Origin of the sequence: Pseudomonas sp. YQ_6 (assembly GCF_043103245.1) — a bacterium.
GTDB classification, from domain to species: Bacteria; Pseudomonadota; Gammaproteobacteria; order Pseudomonadales; family Pseudomonadaceae; genus Aquipseudomonas; species Aquipseudomonas alloputida.
The window spans coordinates 93785-116805 of sequence record NZ_JBICJR010000065.1 but is presented as its reverse complement, the minus strand read 5'-3'; the positions used below and the strand labels follow the sequence as shown (position 1 = coordinate 116805).

General features: G+C 62.6%; 20 protein-coding genes. 9 read left to right on the top strand and 11 right to left on the bottom strand.

The window, feature by feature from the left end:
• Positions 1–43: 43 nt before the first annotated feature.
• From ACF8FG_RS22360 to ACF8FG_RS22350, 3 genes are all read right to left on the bottom strand, one after another.
• Positions 44–1015: a biotin-dependent carboxyltransferase family protein gene (locus ACF8FG_RS22360; RefSeq protein WP_014591221.1), complete on the bottom strand. Its 972-nt coding sequence runs from the start codon at positions 1013–1015 to the stop codon at positions 44–46.
• A complete protein-coding gene (locus tag ACF8FG_RS22355; RefSeq protein ID WP_014591222.1) occupies positions 1012–1899 on the bottom strand; it encodes an allophanate hydrolase subunit 1 in 888 nt (295 codons plus the stop codon). Before ACF8FG_RS22355 ends, ACF8FG_RS22360 begins: the two co-directional genes overlap by 4 nt.
• 92 nt (positions 1900–1991) lie before the next feature.
• Positions 1992–2750, bottom strand: coding sequence for a 5-oxoprolinase subunit PxpA (locus ACF8FG_RS22350; RefSeq protein WP_014591223.1), 759 nt, complete (start codon positions 2748–2750; stop codon positions 1992–1994).
• A 120-nt stretch (positions 2751–2870) separates the two neighbouring features.
• On the opposite strand from ACF8FG_RS22350, the gene ACF8FG_RS22345 reads away from it, so the two are divergent.
• The 4 genes from ACF8FG_RS22345 (at position 2871) to ACF8FG_RS22330 (ending at position 7552) form a co-directional block, all read left to right on the top strand.
• A complete protein-coding gene (locus ACF8FG_RS22345; protein ID WP_010953821.1) occupies positions 2871–3788 on the top strand; it encodes a LysR family transcriptional regulator in 918 nt (305 codons plus the stop codon).
• Between the two features lie 185 nt (positions 3789–3973).
• Positions 3974–6040: a maltose alpha-D-glucosyltransferase gene (gene treS / locus ACF8FG_RS22340; protein ID WP_318082054.1), complete on the top strand. Its 2067-nt coding sequence runs from the start codon at positions 3974–3976 to the stop codon at positions 6038–6040.
• 171 nt (positions 6041–6211) lie between these two features.
• Complete coding sequence (locus ACF8FG_RS22335) at positions 6212–6841, top strand: riboflavin synthase (RefSeq protein WP_014591225.1); 630 nt, start codon at positions 6212–6214, stop codon at positions 6839–6841.
• Between the two features lie 9 nt (positions 6842–6850).
• Positions 6851–7552, top strand: a complete 702-nt coding sequence (locus ACF8FG_RS22330; protein ID WP_070383871.1) for a YoaK family protein — start codon at positions 6851–6853, stop codon at positions 7550–7552.
• On the opposite strand, the gene proP is transcribed toward ACF8FG_RS22330, so the two are convergent.
• The 6 genes from proP to glaH form a co-directional block, all read right to left on the bottom strand.
• Positions 7553–9055 (bottom strand): glycine betaine/L-proline transporter ProP, encoded by a 1503-nt coding sequence (proP, locus tag ACF8FG_RS22325; protein WP_014591227.1) that lies wholly within the window; start codon positions 9053–9055, stop codon positions 7553–7555.
• Positions 9056–9213: 158 nt separating this feature from the next.
• Positions 9214–10188 (bottom strand): porphobilinogen synthase, encoded by a 975-nt coding sequence (hemB, locus tag ACF8FG_RS22320; protein ID WP_010953815.1) that lies wholly within the window; start codon positions 10186–10188, stop codon positions 9214–9216.
• 195 nt (positions 10189–10383) lie between these two features.
• Complete coding sequence (locus ACF8FG_RS22315) at positions 10384–11277, bottom strand: PA4780 family RIO1-like protein kinase (protein WP_014591228.1); 894 nt, start codon at positions 11275–11277, stop codon at positions 10384–10386.
• Between the two features lie 87 nt (positions 11278–11364).
• Positions 11365–12756, bottom strand: coding sequence for a GABA permease (gabP, locus tag ACF8FG_RS22310; RefSeq protein WP_012052530.1), 1392 nt, complete (start codon positions 12754–12756; stop codon positions 11365–11367).
• Positions 12757–12906: 150 nt separating this feature from the next.
• Complete coding sequence (gene lhgO / locus ACF8FG_RS22305; protein WP_014591231.1) at positions 12907–14157, bottom strand: L-2-hydroxyglutarate oxidase; 1251 nt, start codon at positions 14155–14157, stop codon at positions 12907–12909.
• 114 nt (positions 14158–14271) lie between these two features.
• Complete coding sequence (gene glaH, locus ACF8FG_RS22300) at positions 14272–15249, bottom strand: glutarate dioxygenase GlaH (RefSeq protein WP_014591232.1); 978 nt, start codon at positions 15247–15249, stop codon at positions 14272–14274.
• A 194-nt stretch (positions 15250–15443) separates the two neighbouring features.
• On the opposite strand from glaH, the gene csiR reads away from it, so the two are divergent.
• The 3 genes from csiR (at position 15444) to ACF8FG_RS22285 (ending at position 18263) form a co-directional block, all read left to right on the top strand.
• Positions 15444–16139 carry a DNA-binding transcriptional regulator CsiR gene (csiR, locus tag ACF8FG_RS22295; protein WP_010953810.1) on the top strand — a complete coding sequence of 232 codons (696 nt, stop codon included), beginning with the start codon at positions 15444–15446 and terminating at the stop codon, positions 16137–16139.
• A 74-nt stretch (positions 16140–16213) separates the two neighbouring features.
• On the top strand, positions 16214–16894 hold the full coding sequence (locus ACF8FG_RS22290; RefSeq protein ID WP_010953809.1) for a response regulator transcription factor: 681 nt from the start codon (positions 16214–16216) through the stop codon (positions 16892–16894).
• On the top strand, positions 16872–18263 hold the full coding sequence (locus tag ACF8FG_RS22285) for a HAMP domain-containing sensor histidine kinase (RefSeq protein ID WP_318081669.1): 1392 nt from the start codon (positions 16872–16874) through the stop codon (positions 18261–18263). The genes ACF8FG_RS22290 and ACF8FG_RS22285 overlap by 23 nt, the downstream gene beginning before the upstream one ends.
• A gap of 129 nt (positions 18264–18392) precedes the next feature.
• Here ACF8FG_RS22285 and cysS read toward each other — a convergent pair whose 3' ends face one another.
• Positions 18393–19775 (bottom strand): cysteine--tRNA ligase, encoded by a 1383-nt coding sequence (cysS, locus tag ACF8FG_RS22280; RefSeq protein ID WP_318081670.1) that lies wholly within the window; start codon positions 19773–19775, stop codon positions 18393–18395.
• Between the two features lie 9 nt (positions 19776–19784).
• On the bottom strand, positions 19785–21488 hold the full coding sequence (locus ACF8FG_RS22275) for a glutamine--tRNA ligase/YqeY domain fusion protein (protein WP_003248073.1): 1704 nt from the start codon (positions 21486–21488) through the stop codon (positions 19785–19787).
• 248 nt (positions 21489–21736) lie between these two features.
• Between ACF8FG_RS22275 and ACF8FG_RS22270 the strand changes: the two genes are divergently transcribed.
• Complete coding sequence (locus tag ACF8FG_RS22270) at positions 21737–22237, top strand: peptidylprolyl isomerase (protein WP_010953805.1); 501 nt, start codon at positions 21737–21739, stop codon at positions 22235–22237.
• Positions 22234–22956 carry a UDP-2,3-diacylglucosamine diphosphatase gene (locus ACF8FG_RS22265; protein WP_014591237.1) on the top strand — a complete coding sequence of 241 codons (723 nt, stop codon included), beginning with the start codon at positions 22234–22236 and terminating at the stop codon, positions 22954–22956. The genes ACF8FG_RS22270 and ACF8FG_RS22265 overlap by 4 nt, the downstream gene beginning before the upstream one ends.
• The last annotated feature ends 65 nt before the right edge of the window (positions 22957–23021 follow it).

The following is a 23021-nucleotide window of genomic DNA, read 5'->3' as shown; positions in this document are numbered from 1 at the left end:
CCCGTCGGGGCACAAGGCCGCAGCTACAGCGAAAACATGATGCTCAGCTGAAGAGCCTGGCCAGGCAGGCCAGCTTCTTCTTGTACGAACGCCGCGCCTCCAGTGCCTGCTCCAGGCTCACCGGCAGGAACCGCGCCTGCTGGTTGGGCTGCATCTGCCCGATCAGGTCTAGGTCGGCACTGATCACCGTGCCGATCATGGCGTAGCCGCCCCCCGACACTGCATCGCGATGCAGGATGATCGGTTCCAACCCTGCCGGCACCTGGATCGATCCGATCGGGTAGCAGCTGTCGACGATATTCGACGGATCCGACCCGGCACCGAACGGCTGCTCGCGCGGCTGGAAACTCAAGGCGCCGCCGCCTTTGTAGCGATAGCCGATACGGTCCGCTTCGGAGCCAACCGTCCAGGCATCGGTGAAGAAACGTTGCGCTGCAGCCTCGGTCAGGCGGTGGAAGTAAAGCCCAGGCACCACCCGCAACACCACCTCGCCCCCCAAGGCCTGACGCAGGGCCATGGGCAAGCTTGCACCGGCACGGGTCTTGCCGCTGGGCACGCCGACCGGCAGCAGGTCGCCCGCCATCAGTTTACGCCCATGAAAGCCACCCAACGCGCCCAGTGCGTAGGTGGACCGGCTACCCAGTACCTCGGGCACATCGATGCCTCCGGCCACTGCCAGGTAGGCCCGGGCGCCCGCTGTTGGAAAGCCGAAACGCAACACTTGCCCGGCCCGTACGGCAAACGCAGTGTCCGGGCGCTGCTCGCGGCCATCGAGCAACGCTGGCATCTGCGCACCGCACACAGCGACCAGTACGTCCTGCTGGAACTCCAGCTCCGGTCCCACCAGCGCGCACTCCAGGCCCGCAGCGCCGGCCGGGTTGCCCACCAGGTGATTGGCTGCGCTCAAGGCGTACTGGTCGAGTGCGCCGGACGGTGGAATGCCCAGGTGGTAGTAACCTTCGCGGCCCAGGTCCTGTACAGAAGTGGCCAAGCCCGGTTTGAGTACCTTGATCATGCCAGCACCTCTTGCAACGATTTGGGGTAACCGACCGGGTCGGCGAGGAAGGCGTCCAGGGAAAACGCCACCGGGCGAATGCGCAGGTCGAAGCAGCCATCCTCTACTTGCGCCACCGCCTGGTCGTAGGTGCGGCGGTCGATAGGCTTGAACTGCACGATGTCCCCCGGGCGGAAGAACACCATATGCTCTTTCAGGTAATTCAAGGTCTGCTGCGGGTCGTAGATCGGTGCCGGGGTGACGCCGAACATCTGGTAGCCCCCGGCCCCGCGCACCGAGTAGATGCAACCAAAGCAGCCGCCATGGCCCAGGGTGAGCTTGGGCGTGTCGGTACGGGGGCGCAGGTACTTGGGCACCTGCAGCTGCCGCTGGCGCTCGACCATCTGGAACATGAACGGCAGGCCGGCGACAAAGCCGACCATCGAAACGAACCATGGCGCGCCACTGTGGGCGGCGATGAAGGCCTCGACATCGGCCAGGCCGTTGATGCGCGCGGCGTACTCCAGGTCAGTGCTGGTCGGGTCCTGGTGGCGATCCCGAAAGCGCATCAGGGTTTCATGGGTCCAGGGGTCGTTGTACAGCACCGGGATCTCGATGATCCGTGTCTGCAGCGAACGCTCGGCCACCGCCTGCGCTTCGGCGCCGCGCACGGCTTCAAGCAGTGCCTCGGGGGCGATACGGTCCGGGTCGAAGCGGACCTGGAACGACGCATTGGCCAGGCACACATCAAGCACGCCATCCAGGGCCATGCGCTCCACCGCACGGGTGACGGCCATACCCTTGAAAAAGGCCTCCAGCGACATGCTTTCGCTGACTTCGGCAAACAGGTGCTCGTCGGCGCCGAAGCTGTAACGGATCGGGGTTGTAGCAAGCGGTTCGGCCATGACAGTTCCTTTTCTTGGAATCTTTATAGAAAGGCAGGCGAAAACAAAATGCACGGGCTCCGGCTTGTCTGTTTGCCGGATGCCTGACAGGCTCAGCGCGGCGCACGCACCCCGATGCCGGCCGCATCCAGTGCCCTGCGCGTGGCCTCGACCAGGTCCAGCGCGCCCGGGGTGTCACTGTGCAGGCAAATGGAATCGAATTCGATCGCCAGGTCCTGGCCTTCGACCGTGCGCACCACGCCTTGGCAGCAAGCACGCAGCACCCGCTCGGCGACGGCTTGGGGCTCGTAGCCACGCACATTGCGGGTAAACACGATCGACCCGCTCAGGTCGTACTCGCGGTCGGCATAGAACTCGCGAATCACCGGCTGCCCCATTTCCTGGGCAATGCGGCAGATCACCGAACCCGGCATGCAGTACAGCAGCAACTCGGGCTCGATCACCCGCAGGTTCTGCACCAGCAACCGCGCCGCTTCTTCATCACGCGCCAAGTGCATGTACAGCGCCCCATGCGGCTTGATGTGCTGCAGGCGCACGCCCTGGGCACGGGCGATTTCACGCAGCGCGCCCAGTTGATAGAGCATGTCGTCCACCAGTTCCTGCGCCGAGGCATTGATGTGCCGGCGGCCAAAGCCGACCAGGTCGCGGAAACCCGGGTGTGCTCCCACCGCAACCCCAAGGGCCTTGGCGCGCTCGACGGTGCGGCGCATCGTACCTGGGTCGCCAGCATGGAAACCGGTAGCGATATTGGCGCTGCTGATGTAGCCCATCAGTTCGTGATCGACGCCGTCGCCAATAGTCCACGGGCCAAAGCCCTCACCCATGTCCGAGTTGAAATCCACTGCTAGCATGACCGCGTCTCCTGGCACTTGTGACTGCATGCAAGCCACGTTAGATTCTCTGCACCCCCTTGGGAAGATCTATAAACAGATGGGGTACCTTCTGAAAAAAAGATACCCCGGGAGCCTACTGTGTCACTCACCCTGCGCCAGGTCCGCTACTTCGTTGCCACCGCTGAAATCGGCCAGATCTCCCAAGCTGCTATCCACCTGAATATCTCCCAGTCGGCAGTGACTACGGCCATCAAGGAGCTGGAAGCGATGCTCGGCGTGCTGTTGTTCCAGCGCTCGGCCCAAGGAATGAGCCTGACCGAAGCCGGCCGGCACTTCTTGAACCGTGCCTACGTCATCCTGCGCAGTGTCGACGATGCGTTGAACAGCCCGCTACCGGACGTGCGTGCCAGTGGCCTGTTGCGCCTGGCGGCGAGTTACACGGTGATCGGCTACTTCCTGCCACACCACTTGCAGCGCCTGGAGCACTGGCATCCGGGCGTGACCCTGGAGCTTTACGAGCAGGAGCGCAGCGCCATCGAGCAAGGCCTGCTGGAGGGGCGTTTCGACATGGCGGTGGTGCTCACCGCCAACCTCACTCACCCCGACATCGTCTCGGAAACCCTGTTCAACTCCGAGCGCCGGCTGTGGCTGCCCGGGCATCACCCACTGTGCGAGCGATCGGCCGTGAGCCTGGCCGAGGTGGCCTGTGAGCCGTTCATCCTGTTGACCGTGGATGAGGCCGAGCAAAGTGCCATGCGCTACTGGGAGCAGGCCGGGCAACGGCCAAGCGTAAGGGTGCGGACCAGCTCGGTGGAGGCCGTGCGCAGCATGGTCGCCAATGGCAGCGGTGTGGCGATCCTGTCGGACCTGGTGCACCGCCCGTGGTCACTGGAGGGCAAGCGCATCGAGACAGTGACCATCAGCGACCCGGTCACACCGATGAGCGTGGGGTTGGCCTGGCACCGGGAACGGGCATTCAGCCCGGCGATGCAGGCGGTGCGCAATTACTTCCATGATGCGTTTCTGGCACCGCAGCAGTTGTCGGCCCGGCGCTGAGCCTGCCTTTGCAGGCCCGGCCTCTTCGCGGGCGCGCCCGCTCCCACAGGTGCAGCGCAAATCTTCAGCGGTATGGGAGCCTGCGGGCAAGCCCGCGAAGAAACCAACACCCATCTCGAGCCGAACGTTCAGGCCACAGCGCCGTCATAACCTGAGCCGGTGCCGACACGCAAAGAGGACGCGAAATGACCCAGCCCGACCCGTCATACGTCAAATGGCTCGAAGATCGTGCCATGCTCAAGGCCTCCCAGGCGCGTGCCAGCCTGTACTCAGGCCAGTCGCGCCTGTGGCAACAACCCTACGCCGAGGCCCAGCCCCGCCGCGCCACCGAAATCGCCTCGGTGTGGCTGACCGTCTACCCCGACGCCATCATCGCGCCCGAGGGTTGCTCGGTGCTCGGTGCCCTGGCCCACGAAGCGTTGTGGAAGCGCCTGTCGGAGATCGGCGTACAGGGCCTGCACACCGGCCCGATCAAACTGTCCGGTGGCATCCGCGGCCGCGAACTCACCCCCAGCGTGGACGGCAACTTCGACCGCATCAGCTTCGACATCGACCCACTGTACGGCAGCGAGCAGGAACTGATCCAGATGAGCCGCATGGCCGCTGCGCACAATGCCGTGACCATCGACGACCTGATCCCCTCGCACACTGGCAAGGGCGCCGACTTCCGCCTGGCCGAGCTCGCCCATGGCCCCTACCCGGGGCTGTACCACATGGTCGAGATCCGCGAAGAAGACTGGACGCTGCTGCCCGAGGTGCCCGCCGGGCGCGATGCGGTCAATCTGCTGCCAGCGCAGTGTGACGAGCTGAAGGCGCGCCATTACATCGTTGGCCAGTTGCAACGGGTAATCTTCTTCGAGCCGGGCGTGAAGGAAACCGACTGGAGCGCTACGCCACCGATCACAGGTGTCGACGGCAAGACCCGCCGCTGGGTGTACCTGCACTACTTCAAGGAGGGTCAGCCCTCACTGAACTGGCTGGACCCTACCTTCGCCGCCCAACAGATGATCATTGGTGACGCGCTGCACGCCCTGGACTGCCTGGGTGCACGCGGCCTGCGCCTGGACGCCAACGGCTTTCTCGGCGTGGAAACCCGCGCCAGCGGCACCGCCTGGTCAGAAAGCCACCCGCTGTCGCTCGTCGGCAACCAGCTGATCGGTGGCATGATCCGCAAGGCCGGCGGTTTCAGCTTCCAGGAGCTGAACCTGACCCTCGATGACATTGCGCAGATGTCCAGGGGTGGTGCCGACCTGTCCTACGATTTCATTACCCGGCCGGCCTACCAGCATGCCCTGCTGACGGGCGACACCGAGTTCCTGCGCCTGATGCTCAAGGAGATGCACGCCTTCGGCATCGACCCGGCCTCGCTGATCCATGCCCTGCAAAACCATGACGAGCTGACCGTGGAGCTGGTGCACTTCTGGACACTGCACGCGCACGACATGTACCTGTACAAGGGCCAGACCCTGCCTGGCAGCATCCTGCGCGAACATATCCGCGAAGAGATCTACGAACGGCTGTCGGGGGAACATGCGCCGTACAACCTGCGCTTCGTGACCAACGGCATTGCCTGCACCACCGCCAGCCTGATCGCTGCTGCACTGGGTATTCGCGACCTCGAACAGATTGGCGTAGCGGATATCGAACTGATCAAGAAGGTGCACCTGCTGCTGGTCATGTACAACGCCATGCAGCCGGGGGTGGTCGCCTTGTCCGGCTGGGACCTGGTCGGTGCCCTGCCCTTGCCCGCCGAAGCGGTGGCCGAACGCATGCTCGATGGCGATACCCGCTGGATTCACCGGGGCGGCTATGACCTCGCCGGGCTTGACCCACAGGCAGAAGCTTCAGTGCGTGGCATGCCGCGTGCCCGGGCGCTGTACGGCAGCCTCGACAGGCAGTTGGACGAGGGTGATTCATTTGCCTGCAAGGTGAAGAAACTGCTGGCTGTGCGCCAGGCTTATGGCATCGCCACCAGCCGTCAGGTGCTGGTACCTGAGGTGAGCAGCCCGGGGCTGCTGGTGATGGTGCATGAGCTGCCAGCCGGCCGCGGTATCCAGATCACTGCGCTGAACTTCGGCCAGGACGCGATTGCCGAGGAACTGCTGTTGACCGGGTTCACACCTGGGCCGGTGGTCGACATGATCAACGAGACGGTCGAAGGCGATTTGACCGAGGACGGGCGCCTGATGGTGAACCTGGACCCGTACGAGGCGCTGTGCCTGCGGATCGTCAACAGCAGCGGGCATGTTTGAATCTGCAGTGGCCCTGCCGTCGGCAAACCGGTTTCGCCCACAAGCACGCCGCCTGCCCCACGCTGGCGCCAGACTCGCAAGCCGGCTTGCCAGCCAGAAGCCGGTCTTGCATTTACTGCGCTACGGGCATAGCGTTCGGAAGTTTTCTTTTCCGTGCCCAGGAGCAACTCCATGTACACCGGCATCGTCCAGGCCGTCCGCCCTCTGCTTGATGTGACCACCTACCCGGGCCACAACCAGTTCACCATCGACCTCACCCCGGAACTACTCGACGAGCTGAAAATCGGTGCCAGCGTCAGTGTCGAAGGTACCTGCCTGTCCGTGACCGAAATCGACGGCAGCCAGGTCAGGTTCGAGGCCATGACCGCTACCCTCGAACGCACCAATCTGAGCAGCTTCAAGCCTGGCCGAAGCGTGAACATCGAACGCTCAGCGAAGATGAACGCCGAAGTCGGCGGCCACCTGATGGCCGGCCACATCGCCACCACCGCCGAGATCGTCGAGCTGTCGATCAAGGAAACCGGCGCCTTCATCAAGTTCCGCATGCCGCCGCAATGGGGCAAGTACGTGTTCCCGCGTGGTTTCATCGGGGTCAATGGCTGCAGCCTGACTGTCGCTGACGTGGAGGACAACGTGATCACCATCAACCTGATCCCGGAAACCCTGCGTCAGACTACCTTCGCCAGCTACCACCCAGGTGAACTGCTCAACATCGAGGTCGACCACCAGACCATGGTGCTGGTCGATGTGGTAGAGCGCACCATCAAAGGTACTCTGGCCCGCGAAAAACTCCTGCCCTGAGGCCTGCACATGCTCCCTAACGCCCTCCCCGCGCGCTCAGCGAGGCGTTTGCGCCTGCAGGTAATGCGTGGTCGCGTCGGCCTCGGCCTGGTCGCCGCCCTCTCGGTGCTTGCCGGCATGACCGATGCCATCGGCTTGCTGGCACTGGGCGATTTCGTGTCGTTCATGAGTGGCAACACCACACGCCTGGCGGTGGCCATCAGTGAAGCTGACCTGGCCCTTGTGCTACGCCTCAGTGGCGCCGTACTGGGCTTCGTTGCGGGCAATGCACTGGGTGTGCTCCTGGCTCGCGGATTGCGCCGTCGAGCCTGGCCGGTGCTGTTGGTGGTTGCCGCACTGCTGGCTTTCGCGGCAGCGTGGCCGTTGCCGGCCACCTTCCCTGCGCTGTTGGCGGCCACGCTGGCCATGGGCATGATCAATGCGGTAGTGGAACAAGTTAATGGCCTGCCCATTGGCCTGACTTATGTTACGGGCGCCCTGTCGCGTTTCGGCCGTGGCCTGGGGCGTTGGCTGCTGGGCGAGCGGCGCAATGGCTGGCGAGTGCAGTTGGTACCTTGGGCCGGGATGTTGCTGGGCGCCGCGCTCGGCGCCTGGTTGCAACAACACCTAGGCCTGCAGGCGCTGGCCGGCAGTTGTGCGCTGGCCTGCGTGCTGGCGCTGGTATCGCGGTTCATCCCGCGGTCCTGGCAGCGTGGCTATATGCCGCGCTGATCATTCGATACGCGGGTGCTGCAATGCCAACTTCTCGCGCTTGGCTTCCAACTCGGCAATCTGCGCATCGATGTCCTCGATCTTCTGCTCGATGTTGTCGTGGTGCTCCTGCAGCAGTTCACGCGCCTCTTCGATATCCGATGCCGCGGGTGCCGCGCCGCGCAGGGGCTTGTTGGCGGTTTCCTTCATGGTCAGGCCGGTGACCAGGCCGACAGCGGCGATCACCATCAGGTAATAGGCAGGCATGTACAGGTTGTTTGTGGTCTCCACCAGCCACGCAGCGAGGGTTGGGGTAAGGCCGGCGATCAGCACCGAGATATTGAAGGCGCTGGCCAGGGCGCTGTAACGGATGTGCGTGGGGAACATGGCCGGCAGCGTCGAGGCCATCACGCCGATGAAGAAGTTCAGCAGCACGGCAATGATCAGCAGGCCGGCGAAAATAAGCCCAAGCACCCCACTGTTGATCAGCATGAATGCCGGTATGGCCAAGGCCAACAGGCCGACACTGCCGACGATGATGAACGGCCGTCGGCCAAACTTGTCGCTGAGCAGACCGATGATCGGCTGCACGAACAGCATGCCGACCATGATCGCGATGATGATCAGCACGCCATGGTCTTCGCTGTAGTGCAGGTTGTGCGACAGGTAGCTGGGCATGTAGGTGAGCAGCATGTAGTAGGTGACGTTGGTGGCAATCACCACGCCGATGCAGGTCACCAGGCTGCGCCAGTGCTGGGTGGCCACCTCCTTGAACGACACCTTGGGCCCGGAGGCCAGGCCTTCACGATCGCCCTGTTCCAGCTTGTCGACGTGCTGCTGGAACGCAGGTGTTTCTTCCAGCGCATGGCGCAGGTAAAGGCCGATGATGCCCAGCGGCAGGGCCAGGAAGAACGGCAGGCGCCAGCCCCATTCGAGGAACTTTTCCTCACCCAGCACCGTGGAAATGAGCACCACCACCCCTGCGCCCAGCACAAAGCCGGCAATCGAACCGAAATCCAGCCAGCTGCCGAGAAAGCCGCGCTTGCGGTCGGGCGCGTACTCGGCAACGAAGATCGAGGCACCGGTGTATTCGCCACCTACCGAAAAGCCCTGGGCCATCTTGGCCAGCAGCAACAGGATCGGCGCCCAGATACCAATGCTTGCATAGGACGGTATCAGGCCGATGGCGAAGGTGCTCAGGGACATGATCACGATGGTCGCGGCAAGGATTTTCTGCCGCCCGAACCTGTCGCCCAAGGCGCCGAAGAACAACCCGCCAAGAGGCCGGATCAGGAACGGCACCGAGAAGGTGGCCAAGGCTGCGATCATTTGCACGCTGGGGTCGGCGTTGGGGAAAAACACCTTGCCCAAGGCATAAGCGACGAAGCCATATACGCCAAAGTCGAACCACTCCATGGCGTTGCCCAGCGCGGCGGCCGTGATCGCCTTCTTCATCTTGGCGTCGTCGACGATGGTGATGTCCTTCAGGCCGATTGGCTGGACGCTTTTCTTGCGAGGTTTCATACCCGTATCCCTGTCGATGAATGCTCTAAGGGATCAGATACAACAGGACACTAAATAATTCAGCGCTTACTGTTTTTTTGTGCGTTTGCGGCACCACCCAACGGCGCCCAGAGAAAAGCCGCTGCAATGGCAGCGGCTTTCATGACCAAGGCCTGGCTTCAGATACCTTCGCGCGCCAGGTCCATGGCGAAGTAGGTCAGGATCAGGTCGGCACCGGCACGCTTGATTGCGCCAATGCTTTCGCGCACCACCCGGCCTTCGTCGATGGCACCGGCCAGCCCGCCGAACTTGATCATCGCATACTCGCCACTCACCTGGTACGCCGCCAGTGGCAGGCGCGACGCGGCGCGGATGTCGGCGATCACATCAAGGTAGGCACCGGCCGGCTTGACCATCAGCACGTCCGCCCCTTCCTGCTCGTCGAGCAGCGACTCGCGCACCGCTTCGCGGCGGTTCATCGGGTTCATCTGGTAGCTTTTGCGGTCACCCTTCAGTGCGGTGCCGCCGGCCTCACGGAACGGGCCATACAACGACGAGGCGAACTTGGTCGAGTAGGCCATGATCGCGGTGTCGTGGAAGCCGGCACCGTCCAGGGCACTGCGGATAGCCTGCACCTGGCCGTCCATCGCCGCCGAGGGGGCAATGAAGTCGGCACCGGCAGCAGCGGCGATGACTGCCTGCTTGCCCAGGTTGGCCAGGGTGGCATCGTTGTCCACGCCATGGTCATGCAGCACGCCGCAGTGGCCGTGGCTGGTGTATTCGCAGAAGCAGGTGTCGGACATCACCACCATTTCCGGCACGGTGTCCTTGCAGATACGCGACATGCGCGCAACCAGGCCGTTTTCGTTCCAGGTGTCGCTGCCATCGGCATCCAGGTGGTGCGATACGCCAAAGGTCATCACCGACTTGATACCGGCGCGGGCATAGCGCTCGATTTCCTGGGCCAACAGCTTCTCGGGGATACGGTTGACACCGGGCATGCTGGTGATCGGCACGAAATCATCGATGCCCTCTTCGACGAAGATCGGCAGGATCAGGTCTTCAAGGCGGAACTCGGTTTCCTGGAAGATCGTGCGCAGGGACTCGTTCTGGCGCAGGCGGCGGGGACGAACGGACGGGAATTGGTTGGACATGACAGCTCCAGGGAATTTGAACGGCGTATACCTTATGCCTGTCGCGCGCCAGTGAAAAGGCTAAATGACGAGATTGTGTCTTGCGTCAATGGCAACGGCCGGGGTTTGCCTGTGTTGGCCTCTTCGCGGGCAAAACCGCGCCCACGAATCCCGTAGCTGCGGGTTTACCCGAGAAGAGGCCGGTACAGGAATAAATTACTGCAGCCAGGGCGGCGTCACCTCCTCTGCCTTGGCCGGCCCATGCTCAGCCTCGGCGCGTGCTGCACGGCGGCGAGCGTCGTCCATCCGGGCGGCGTCGATCTCGCGCATCACCCCGGTTACGTCAGCTTCATGTTCGTCATCCTCGAATACCCCGGTCAACGGGCTGTCGGGCAGCAACTCGCCGGCCTCGTACAACGCCCACATCTCCTGCGCATAGCGGGTGCTTTTCAGCTCCGGGGCAAAGCGCCCGAAATAATGGGCCATGTTGTCCACATCGCGCTGCAGCATGCTGAAGGCATGGTTGTTGGCGGCTGCGTCCACTGCCTGCGGCAGATCGATGATCACCGGCCCGTCCGGGCCGAGCAGCACGTTGAACTCGGACAGGTCGCCATGCACCATTCCGGCGCACAGCATCAGCACGACCTGGCGAATGACGAAGGTGTGGAACGCGCGGGCATCCTCCGCTTCGAGGTGAACGTCGTTCAGCCTCGGGGCCGCATCGCCATCGGCATCGGTCACCAGCTCCATCAGGAGCACGCCGTCCTGGAAATCGTAAGGCTTGGGCACCCTCACACCTGCGGCGGCCAAACGGAACAGCGCTGCCACTTCGGCGTTCTGCCAGGCATCTTCGGCTTCTTTGCGGCCGTACTTGCTGCCCTTGGCCATGGCCCGGGCCTGACGGCTGTTGCGTACCTTGCGGCCCTCCTGGTATTCGGCGGCCTGGCGGAAACTGCGCTTGTTGGCTTCTTTATAGACCTTGGCGCAGCGTACCTCGCTGCCACAGCGCACCACGTACACAGCGGCTTCCTTGCCACTCATCAACGGCCGTAGTACTTCGTCGACAAGGCCGTCTTCGATCAACGGTTCGATTCTTTTAGGTGTCTTCATCAGGCTGCGTTCAGGGTCCTGGCTTTGTTGGCGGACATCCTCTCACAGCCTGATGCGACTTGCTCGTCTGTCTTCAGGCCGGACGAATCAGGCGCCCTGCCCTACCCCAGCAACTGCCCCGCCGCGCGCCCGGCGCCGGGTCACCAGCACCCCCGAGCACACCACCAACACCGCCAGCACCATCGTCGAGACCACTTCCAGGCGATGATCCGGGCGGAACAGCATCAATACCAGTACGCCGCTGATGAACAGGATCACGCCCCAGGTCAGCCACGGGAACAGCCACATGCGGTAACCCAGTGTCTTGCCCTGTGCCGTCAGGCGCTGGCGCAGGCGCAGCTGGGAAATGGCGATGACCAGATATACCAGCAAGGCAATGGCACCGGAGCTTGCCATGAGGAAGCCAAACACCTGAGCCGGCACCAGGTAGTTGGCGATCACCGCCAGGAAGGCAGCCCCCGTCGACAACAAGACTGCCACCACGGGTGTACCACTGCGGCTGGTTATCTGGGCACAGGCCGGGGCATCACCACGGCGGCTAAGCGAATAGACCATGCGCGAGGCGGTGTACAGCGACGAGTTGAGGCAGCTGGTCACCGACGTCAGCACCACGAAGTCGATGATGGCCTTGGCATTTGGCACGCCGAGGGTGTCCAGCACCGTGACATAAGAGCCTTCGGTCGCCAGGCGTGGGTCGGTCCATGGTACGAGTGCGATGACGATGAAGATCGACAGGATGTAGAACAGCGTTATCCGCCAGATCACCGAATTGGTGGCCTTGGAAATATGCTTGCCCGCCTCGTCGGATTCAGCCGCAGCGATGGTCACCACCTCGGCCCCGAGGAACGAGAACATGGTGATCAGCATCGCGCTCAGCACCGCACCGAAGCCGTTGGGCATGAAGCCCCCCGTATCCCACAAGCGCGAAACGCCGCTGACGCCAGACCCCGGCAACAGGCCGAAAATGGCGCAAACACCCAGGGCGATGAAGCTGACGATGGCCACCACCTTGACCAGTGCCAGCCAGAACTCGAACTCACCGTAATTCTTCACGCTGAACAGGTTGGTGGCCGTCAGCAGCAACGTGATCACCAACGACAATACCCAGATCTCCATCTGCGGGACCCAGGAGTTGATGATGGTAGCGGCGATATTGGCCTCGATCGGAATGATCAGCACCCAGAACCACCAGTACAGCCAACCGATGGTGTAACCGGCCCATTTGCCGATGGCGAGGTCAGCGTAGGTTGAAAACGAGCCGGTGTCCGGGGAGGCAACCGCCATTTCGGCCAGCATGCGCATCACCAGCACCACCAGGCCGCCCGCCAGGATATAGGCCAGGATGGTGGCCGGCCCCGCTTCGGCGATGGCGCGGCCAGAGCCGACAAACAGCCCGGCGCCGATCACGCCGGCAATGGACAGCATGGTGACATGCCGTGATTTCAATCCATGACTCAAATTGTTCTTGTGGGTTTGCATGGCGCTACCTTGTTGTTTTTGTCATGCCCACGCAGGGGCCGCCGGCTGCACGTCACCGACGCAGGCGCGAAAAAGCCCGCCCTGCCCTGAATGGTGAGCAGGGCAGTACGGGTTGAGTAAAACGAAACCGCAGGAGGTGTTACCGGGGTGTCAGCTGGCAGCCCTCTGGTTGGCCGACAGGTCGGCCTTGGGGAAGCTGCCGCCCTGCAGGCCGACCTGTTCGCACACCTTCTCGACGATGTAGGCGCCGATCGGGATGGCCGAGGTAGCGGCTGGCGACGGTGCGTTGCATACGTTGACACTGCGCGCGGTGTTGACGAACAGGAAATCGTCGATCAGCTTGCCGTCGCGCGACACCGCCTGGGCACGCACGCCGGCCGGGTAAGGCGTGAGGTCGGCTTTGGTAATGCTCGGGCAGTACTTCTGCACCTGCTTGAGGTACCCGCCCTTGAACAGCGAGTTCTTCATCTCGATCAGGCCCGGGCGGAAGTTCTTCGCCAGCACCTTGAGGATGCCGGGCGTGGTCAGGGTCTGGAACAGGTCGCTGGGGCTGACATCGGTCTTGCGGTAGCCCTCGCGCTTCATCGCCAGCACAGCGTTGGGGCCTACGGTGACGGTGCCATCGATCATGCGGGTCAGGTGCACCCCCAGGAAGGGCATCGACGGGTCGGGAATCGGGTAGATCAGGTGGTTGACGATCTGATTGTGCTGCTTGGGCAGCAGGTAGTATTCGCCACGGAACGGGCAGATCACGAATTCGGTACGCAGCCCGAGCATGCTCACCACGCGGTCGGCCATCAGCCCCGAGCAGGTCACCAGGAAACGGCTGCGCAACTCATCACGCTGAGTGCGCACGATCACTTCACTTGCCTGTTCCTGCAGGCCGACCACTTCTGCGCCATAGCGGATTTCGCCACCGGCACGCTGGAACTCTGCGGCCATCGCAGCAGTGACCTGGGCGTAATTGACGATGCCGCTGGACGGCACGAAGATGCCCCCCATACCGACGATGTTGGGCTCACGCTCGCGCAACTCGTCAGCCGACAGCCAGTAGCGTTCCAGGCCATTGGCCGCCGTACGCTCCCACAGCGCTTTCATGCGCTGCATTTCCAGATCGTTGGTGGCTACCAGCAGCTTGCCGCACTCATCGAAGCGAATGCCGTGCTGGGTGCAGAAGGCTTTGGTCGCCTTGTTGCCTTCCAGGCAGAAGCGCGCCTTGAGGCTTCCGGGGGTGTAATACACGCCGGCGTGGATCACGCCACTGTTATGGCCGGTCTGATGGCGGGCCGGGCCAGACTCTTTCTCCAGCAGGAGCATCTTCGCGTCCGGGTAGACCTTGATCAGGTGCATGGCCGTGGACATGCCCACAATCCCGCCGCCAATAATGATGAAATCGTACACAGCCTTACCTCACACGCAGGCATTGCCTGGCAGGCTCACCAAAGCCCGCACGGGGCCTGGTGGCATTGTTTTGTGCAAAAACGCGTGGGCGGGCGCCCGCCCCGCGCCCTGTCATTATTGCCCGCGCTGGTACAGCGGCTTGGGGAAGGCGACGTAACCACGCTGGCGCATCAGTTCGCGGCGCAGGCCCTCGTGCGGGGTAAAGCGATCGCGGCCATGCAGCCAGAACAGGTTGTTGATCAGCAGGAAACTGCCTACGCCAACCGGTACCGAGACCTTCTTGCCGCTGCCTTCCAGCGACTCGGACAAGGCGTTCAGCCAGATACCTTCCTCGTAGTTTTCCGGCTGCACGAACTGGTCAATGTAGCGCATGGTCGGCCGGCCTTCGGCATCGGTGTCGAATACCGAATGGAACACATCTTCGGCAACCTTTTTGCTCGGCGGTGCGGTCCAGCGCATTTCGCGACGGGCCATCGGGTGACGGAAGAACGCCTCGCACTGTTCCCAGTCGTCCAGGTGCAGCAGCAGCGAGTTGCCGCCTTCCATGTTCTTTTCGTCGATCTTCAGCATCAGCACGTAGTCGGTGATCTGGTTCACGAACGTGCCGTCGTTGTGCAGCTCCATGACCCGGTGCGGCTGGCGCAGGTAACTGTCGGAGTTGTCGCTGTTGACCACCACGAAGCGCGCATAGAACTGACCACTCATGGCGTCATAGTTGGAACGGCCGATCAGGTGAGCGCAGGCCGTGGTGAACTTGACCATGTCTTCGGCCTGGCTCACATCATCCAGGCCAATCGGGGTGATCAGCATGCCGCCTGTGGCGCGGTCGAGGATGGTGTTAAGCAGCACCGGGCGCAGCGTGCCCTGGCACAGCTCGTCAAGGATTTCGCCTACACGAAAACGCAGGAACGACTTGTACTCCAATGCCTGCACCGGCCATTGGGCAACGGCCTGCACGAACGCTTCAACGGTTTCCCGGGCAAAGGTCAGTTCAAGCAGGCGCGGCGACTGTTTCGAGGGGGCGATGGTGTAGCCCTGCGGTTCGAGCGGCAGTGGCATGACAAGTTCGTCGATCTGCGTAAAGGCGTTCATGGCAGTGTCCTGGCTAAAAAGTAGGTGGCGCCGTCCGGTCATGACCTGGATCAGTGCGGGCGAGGTAAAAATATCGCCACTAACCAAAAATGTCTACATTTTTATGTTTCAGCGACACTATTTGCGTTTGTCCATTGTTTTTCGTCTACAGAGGGTTTCGGTATGATCGGCAAAACGTTTTGAGGAACAGGATCTTGGAAGCGCTCGCCCCCCGACAAAACTCAGCATTCAGCGGGTATGAGAGGCTCAAGAAGGACATCATCCGCGGGGTGTTCAAGCCCGGTGAAAAGCTGTTGATGAGCACCCTCAAGGAACGCTACGACCTGGGTGTGGGCCCGCTGCGCGAAGCGCTGTCGCAACTGGTGGCCGAGCACCTGGTCAACGCGATCAGCCAGAAAGGCTACCGGGTAGCGCCCATGTCGCTGGATGAGATGAACGACATCTACGACGCCCGCGCCAACCTGGAAGCGATGATCATTGCCTTGGCCATCGAGCGCGGCGATGACGCCTGGGAGGCGTCGGTGCTGGCCCACTCGCATACCTTGGCCAAGGTGGTGGAAGTGAAAACCCGCGAGCAGCGGTTGGATGTGTGGGACGAGCGGCACAAGGCGTTCCATACTGCCATTGCCTCGGGCTGCGGCTCCAAGCACCTGCTGCAGGCACGCACCTACCTGTTCGACCAGGCCGAGCGCTATCGCCACCTGTGGCTGACGCAGACGGTGTTTTCCGAAGAGGCGCTGGCGCTCAAGCGCCAGGAGCATGCGGCACTGGTCGAGGTGATCCTCGCCCGGGATGCCAAAACTGCCAGCGCCATGATGCGCTCGCACCTGATGACACCGGTACCGATCATTGCGCAGATCATGCACGCCGAAGGCATCGGTGCCCGCTAGATGAATTTTTCTTAAATCGCCGGTTGTCTATTCTTTGGCACAATCAGATCTCAATTAGATGCCCAGGAACCAGCATGCCTCGCGTACTGACCATCGAAGACGACGCCGTCACCGGCCAGGAAATCGTCGCCGAACTGACCAGCCACGGTCTGGAAGTGGATTGGGCCGACAATGGCCGTGAAGGCCTGGCCAAAGCCATTGCGGGCGGCTACGACCTGATCACCCTGGACCGCATGCTGCCCGAGGTCGACGGCCTGACCATCGTCACCACCCTGCGCAACCTCAAGATCGCTACGCCGATCCTGATGATCAGCGCCCTCTCCGACGTCGATGAGCGGGTGCGCGGCCTGCGTGCAGGCGGGGACGACTACCTGACCAAGCCGTTCGCCTCCGACGAAATGGCCGCGCGAGTCGAGGTATTGCTGCGCCGTAACAGCGTACCCACGACCCAGACCCGCTTGCAGGTTGCCGATCTGCAGCTGGACCTGATCAGCCACGAGGCGCGCCGCGGTGACAACACCCTCAATCTGTTGCCCACCGAGTACAAGCTGCTGGAGTACCTGATGCGCCACAGCGGCCAAGTGATCACGCGGATGATGATTTTCGAGGAGGTCTGGGGCTATCACTTCGACCCGGGCACCAACCTGATCGACGTGCACATCGGCCGCCTGCGCAAGAAGATCGACTCACCCGGCCAGTCGCCGCTGATCCGTACGGTACGGGGCTCCGGCTATGCCATTGCTGAACCCGTCTAAAGGCTGGAGTTCTTCTACCAGCCGCCTGTTAGCGCTTTACAGCTTTCTGTTCGTGGCCTGGAGCAGCATCCTCATGGGGGTGCTGTATTTCGAGGTCTCCAGCTACCTGAACAAACTTACCCGTCACTCCATGCTGCAGCGCCAGCACCTGTTCGCCCACATGAGCGGCAAGCAACTGGACGACGCCCTGATCGCCAGCCAGGCTTTCGAGGAGCGCAGCTTTGACGCCTACGGCCTGTTCGATAGCCAGCTCAACCCGATTGGCGGTACCGTGCGAGCCCTGCCCCCAGAGCTCAAACTGGACGGCAAGATCCATGAGCTGGAACGCTGCCTGGATGCCGACGACCCACGCGTGCCCCGCGACAGCTGCGACGCGGTGGCAATCAAGGTACAGGATGGCCGGTGGCTGGTGCTGGTGCGTGACAATGGCTCGCTGTTCGTGGTTACCCGGATCATCCTGCACGCCCTGCTCTGGGGCATCTCGCTGACCCTGATCCCGGGTTTTGCCGGTTGGTACCTGCTACGGCGCAGGCCGCTCAAGCGTATACGGGCGATCCAGGCCCAGGCCGAACTGATCGTCGCCGGCGACCTGACCCACCGCCTGCCACTGTCGGCCCGCCGCGACGAGCTGGACATGCTTGCGGCGATCGTCAATGCCATGCTCGACCGTATCGAACGGCTGATGCATGAGGTCAAGGGTGTATGCGACAACATTGCCCATGACCTGCGCACACCGCTGACCCGCCTGCGCGCCCAGCTGTACCGTATTCGCCAGCAAAGCGACGTGGATTCTGCGCAAGCCGAAGCGCTGGACCAGGCCATTGGCGAAACCGACACCTTGATGGCGCGCTTTCGCGGGTTATTGCGCATCAGCGAGCTGGAAGACCGTCAGCGCCGTGCCGGCTTCGTCCAGCTTGTCCCGCATGAACTGGTGGTAGAACTGCACGATTTTTACCTGCCATTGGCCGAGGATGGCGGCATTCAACTGCAATTGCACCAACCTGCGCAGCTACCGGCGTTGCACGGCGACCGCGAACTGCTGTTCGAGGCCTTGGCGAATCTGGTGGGCAACGCGATCAAGTTCACGCCCGAGGGTGGTCGGGTGCGCATCACCGCCACGCAGGATGACAACGGCGTGCACTTGGCGATTGAGGATAGCGGGCCTGGTATTCCCGAAGAAGAGCGAACGGCCGTACTGAAACGGTTCTATCGCAGCGATGAAGGCCACCGCCATGCCGGCTTCGGGCTGGGGTTGTCGATCGTGGCGGCAATCGTCGACCTGCATGGGTTCGGGCTGGAGATTGGCGAAAGCGAATTGGGTGGGGCCAGGCTGGTATTGCACTGCCCGCTTGCGGATCTAGGCAAGTAAAAGCTGGGGCCGCTTTGCGGCCCTTCGCAGGCACGCCCGCTCCCACAAGTTGGCGCGACATTTCAAGTGTGCGCTATCCCTGTGGGAGCGGGCGTGCCCGCGAAGGGCTGCACCGCAGCCCCAGTTACTTCAGTCAGCCAGACGCCAGGTAGTCGTGCCCTTGCTGTCTTCCAGCACCACCCCCATGGCAGTCAGCTGGTCGCGAATGCGGTCGGACTCGGCCCAGTTCTTGTCCGCACGCGCCTGCAGGCGTGCCTGGATCAAGCCCTCGACTTCAGCCGCATCGACCTTGCCTTCGGCACCGGCACGCAGGAAGTCATCGGCCTCCAGTTGCAGCACTCCCAGCACATCACCCAGCTCGCGCAGTCGACCGGCCAGGCCAGCAGCAGCCTCCACGTCGCTGTCGCGCAGGCGGTTGATCTCGCGCACCAGATCGAACAGAACGGCACAGGCTTCGGGGGTGCCGAAGTCGTCGTTCATCGCCACGCTGAAGCGCTCGACAAACGCTTCGCCACCCTTGGCCGCCACCCGTGGCAGGCCGCGCAGCGCGTGGTAGAAGCGCTCCAGCGCGCCCTTGGCGTCACGCAGGCTGTCTTCCGAGTAGTTGATCGCGCTGCGGTAGTGGCTGGCCACCAGCAGGTAGCGCACCACCTCCGGGTGGTACTTCTCGAGCACGTCGCGGATGGTGAAGAAGTTGTTCAACGACTTGGACATCTTCTCGCCGTTGATACGGATCATGCCGCAATGCATCCAGGCGTTGGCGTACTGCTTGCCAGTGGCCGCCTCGCTCTGGGCAATCTCGTTCTCGTGGTGCGGGAACTCCAGGTCGCTGCCGCCACCGTGAATGTCGAAGCTCTCGCCCAGGCAGCAGGTGGACATCACCGAGCATTCGATGTGCCAGCCCGGGCGACCCGGGCCCCATGGCGATTCCCAGCTCGGCTCGCCCGGCTTGACGCCCTTCCACAGTACGAAGTCGAGCGGGTCCTGCTTGGCTTCGTCGACCTCGATGCGTGCACCGATACGCAGGTCTTCAATCTTCTTGCGCGACAGCTTGCCGTAGCCGACGAACTTGCCGACCCGGTAGTACACGTCGCCATTGCCTGGCGCGTAGGCGTACCCTTTGTCGATCAGGGTCTGGATCATCGCGTGCATGCCAGCGATATGGTCGGTGGCACGCGGCTCCTGGTCCGGCGGCAGAATGTTCAGGCGGCGCTCGTCTTCGTGCATCGCGTCGATCATGCGGGCGGTCAGGGCGTCGAAACTTTCGCCGTTCTCGTTGGCCCGGTTGATGATCTTGTCATCGATGTCGGTGATGTTGCGCACGTAGGTCAGCTCATAGCCGCTCTTGCGCAGCCAGCGGGTGACCAGGTCGAAGGCCACCATGCTGCGGCCATGGCCCAGGTGGCAGTAGTCGTACACGGTCATGCCGCACGCGTACATGCGCACCTTGTTGCCATCCAGCGGCTTGAAGACTTCCTTGGTTTTGCTCAGCGTGTTGTAGATGGTAAGCACGGCGGTTCCTCAGCTGCCCCAGGAGTCACGCAGGGTGACAGTGCGGTTGAACACCGGGCGGCCCGGCTGGCTGTCTTTCAGGTCAGCGCAGAAGTAGCCTTCGCGCTCGAACTGGAAGCGGTCCTCGGGCTGCGCCTGGGCCAGCGACGGCTCGGCACGGCAACCGCTGAGCACTTGCAGCGAAGCAGGGTTGATGTTGTCCAGGAAGCTGCCGCCCTCCTCGGTCTTTTCCGGGTTCGGCGAGCGGAACAGGCGGTCGTACAGGCGCACTTCGCACTCGACGCTGCCCTCGGCCGGCACCCAGTGGATCACGCCCTTGACCTTGCGGCCTTCAGGGTTCTTGCCCAGGGTGTCCGGGTCGTACGAGCAACGCAGTTCGACGATATTGCCATCGGCGTCCTTGATCGCTTCGTCAGCACGAATCACGTAGCTGCCGCGCAGGCGCACTTCACCGGCCGGTTCCAGGCGCTTGTAGCCCTTCGGCGGCTCTTCCATGAAGTCGTCGCGGTCGATGTACAGCTCGCGGGAGAACGGCAGCACACGCACGCCCATGTCTTCCTTCGGGTGACGTGGCAGCTCAAGCTGCTCGACCTGGCCTTCAGGGTAGTTGGTGATGACCACTTTCAGCGGGCGCAGCACGCACATCGCGCGTGGCGCGGTGCGGTCCAGGTCGTCACGGATGCTGAACTCGAGCATCGACATGTCGACCACACCGTCGGAACGGTTGGTGCCGATCATTTCGCAGAAGTTGCGGATCGAAGCCGGCGTGTAGCCACGGCGACGGAAGCCGGACAGGGTCGACATGCGTGGGTCGTCCCAGGCGTCGACGTGCTTCTCGTCCACAAGCTGCTTGAGCTTGCGCTTGGAGGTAATGGTGTAGTTCAGGTTCAGGCGGCTGAACTCGTACTGGCGCGGGTGTGCCGGCACCGGCAGGTTGTCGAGGAACCAGTCGTACAGCGGACGATGCCCTTCGAACTCCAGGGTGCAGATCGAGTGGGTAATGCCCTCGATGGCGTCCGACTGGCCGTGGGTGAAGTCGTAGTTGGGGTAGATGCACCACTTGTCGCCGGTCTGGTGGTGGTGGGCATGGCGAATGCGGTACAGGATAGGGTCGCGCAGGTTCATGTTTGGCGAGGCCATGTCGATCTTGGCCCGCAGCACACGCTCGCCGTCCTGGAATTCGCCAGCCTTCATGCGGGCGAACAGGTCGAGGTTTTCTTCCACGCTACGCTCGCGGAACGGGCTGTTCTTGCCCGGCTCCTTGAGGTTGCCGCGGTATTCCTTGGCTTGCTCAGGGGTGAGGTCGCAGACGTAGGCCTTGCCGCGCTTGATCAGCTCGACCGCCCAATCGTGCAACTGGTCGAAATAGTCGGAGGCATAGCGCACGTCGCCGGCCCAGTCGAAGCCCAGCCACTTCACATCGCTCTGGATGGCGTCGATGTACTCCTGGTCTTCCTTGGCCGGGTTGGTATCGTCGAAACGCAGGTGGCAGACGCCGCCGAATTCCTTGGCCAGGCCGAAGTTGACGCAGATCGACTTGGCGTGGCCGATGTGCAGATAACCATTGGGCTCCGGCGGGAAACGGGTGACGATGCTGCTGTGCTTGCCCGAGTCCAGGTCGGCCTGGATGATCGGCCGCAGGAAGTTCGCAGGGACAGCGGGGGCGCCTTTGGCAGCGGCGTTGGGCGCGTTGTCGGCAGTGGGCTTGCTCATAGGATCCTTGAATGCGTGTGTCCAGCCTGGGTAGGCCGATTGAATCAAAGGGCCTATCATAGCCGAAGCAGTCAAGCTGCTGACAGCCGCGCCCGGACAAACTGATGTGATTTATCACGGCTTTTTGCCGCAGCCTGGCAAAATGGCCAGTGCGCGCCATGTGTCGCGATCGCCTGATCCTGCGTCTGGTGATAACCCGCGCCCTGCGCACCCTAATTTCTGATTGCCTTGAAAGAGCGAGTTTCAGCATGTCCAAAGTCAAACTGAGCACCAACCACGGCGACATCGTCCTGCAACTGGACGCCGAGAAAGCGCCACTGACTACCGAAAACTTCGTTCAGTACGTCAAGGACGGCCACTACAATGGCACCGTGTTCCACCGTGTGATCAAAGGCTTCATGATCCAGGGCGGCGGCTTCGAGGCCGGCATGAGCCAGAAGAAAACCCGCGCAAGCATCCAGAACGAAGCCGACAACGGCCTGAAGAACAAGAAGTACAGCATTGCCATGGCCCGTACCATGGAGCCGCACTCCGCCTCGGCGCAGTTCTTCATCAACGCCTCCGACAACGACTTCCTCAACCACAGCGGCAAGAACGTGCAAGGCTGGGGTTATGCCGTATTCGGTGAAGTGATCGAAGGCCGTGAAGTGGTCGACGCCATCGAAAAAGTGGCTACCGGTTCCAAAGCTGGCCACCAGGACGTACCGAAGGACGACGTGATCATCGAGAAAGCCGAGATCATTGAGTGATTCTGCTGATCTCTGATCTGCACCTGCAAGAAGAACGCCCGGATATATCCCGGGCGTTTCTTGATCTGCTCGATGGCCGCGCCCGCCACGCCAAGGCCCTGTACATCCTTGGTGACTTCTTCGAAGCGTGGATTGGCGACGATGCCATGACGCCCTTCCAGCAGTCGATCTGCCAGGCCATGCGCCGGCTGAGCGACAGTGGCACGGCCATCTACCTGATGCATGGCAACCGTGACTTCCTGATTGGCCAGGCCTTCTGCGATGCCGCTGGCTGCACCTTGTTGAGCGACCCCAGCGTGATCGAGCTGGGCGGTGAACAGGTGCTGCTGATGCACGGCGACACCCTGTGCACCCGAGACCTGGGCTACATGAAGATGCGCCGCCTGCTGCGCAATCCGCTGAGCTTGTGGATCCTGCGCCACCTGCCGCTGTCGGCCCGCTACAAGCTGGCACGCAAGCTGCGCAGCGAAAGCCGCACGCAAGTGCGGATGAAGTCCACCGAAATCGTCGACGTCACGCCGGAAGAAGTCCCCAAGGTGATGGCGGCGCATGGCGTGCGCACCTTGGTGCATGGCCATACCCATCGGCCAGCGATTCACAAGCTGATGGTCGGTGGCCAGCCGGCACGGCGTATCGTGCTGGGCGACTGGGACCGCCGCGGTTGGGCCTTGCAGGTTGACGAACAGGGCTTTCAGTTGGCGCCGTTCGAGTTTTCCTGACATTACAGGGTCTCGCGGGCAAGCCCGCAGGCCCCTGTAGGAGCGGGTTTACCCGCGAATGGGCC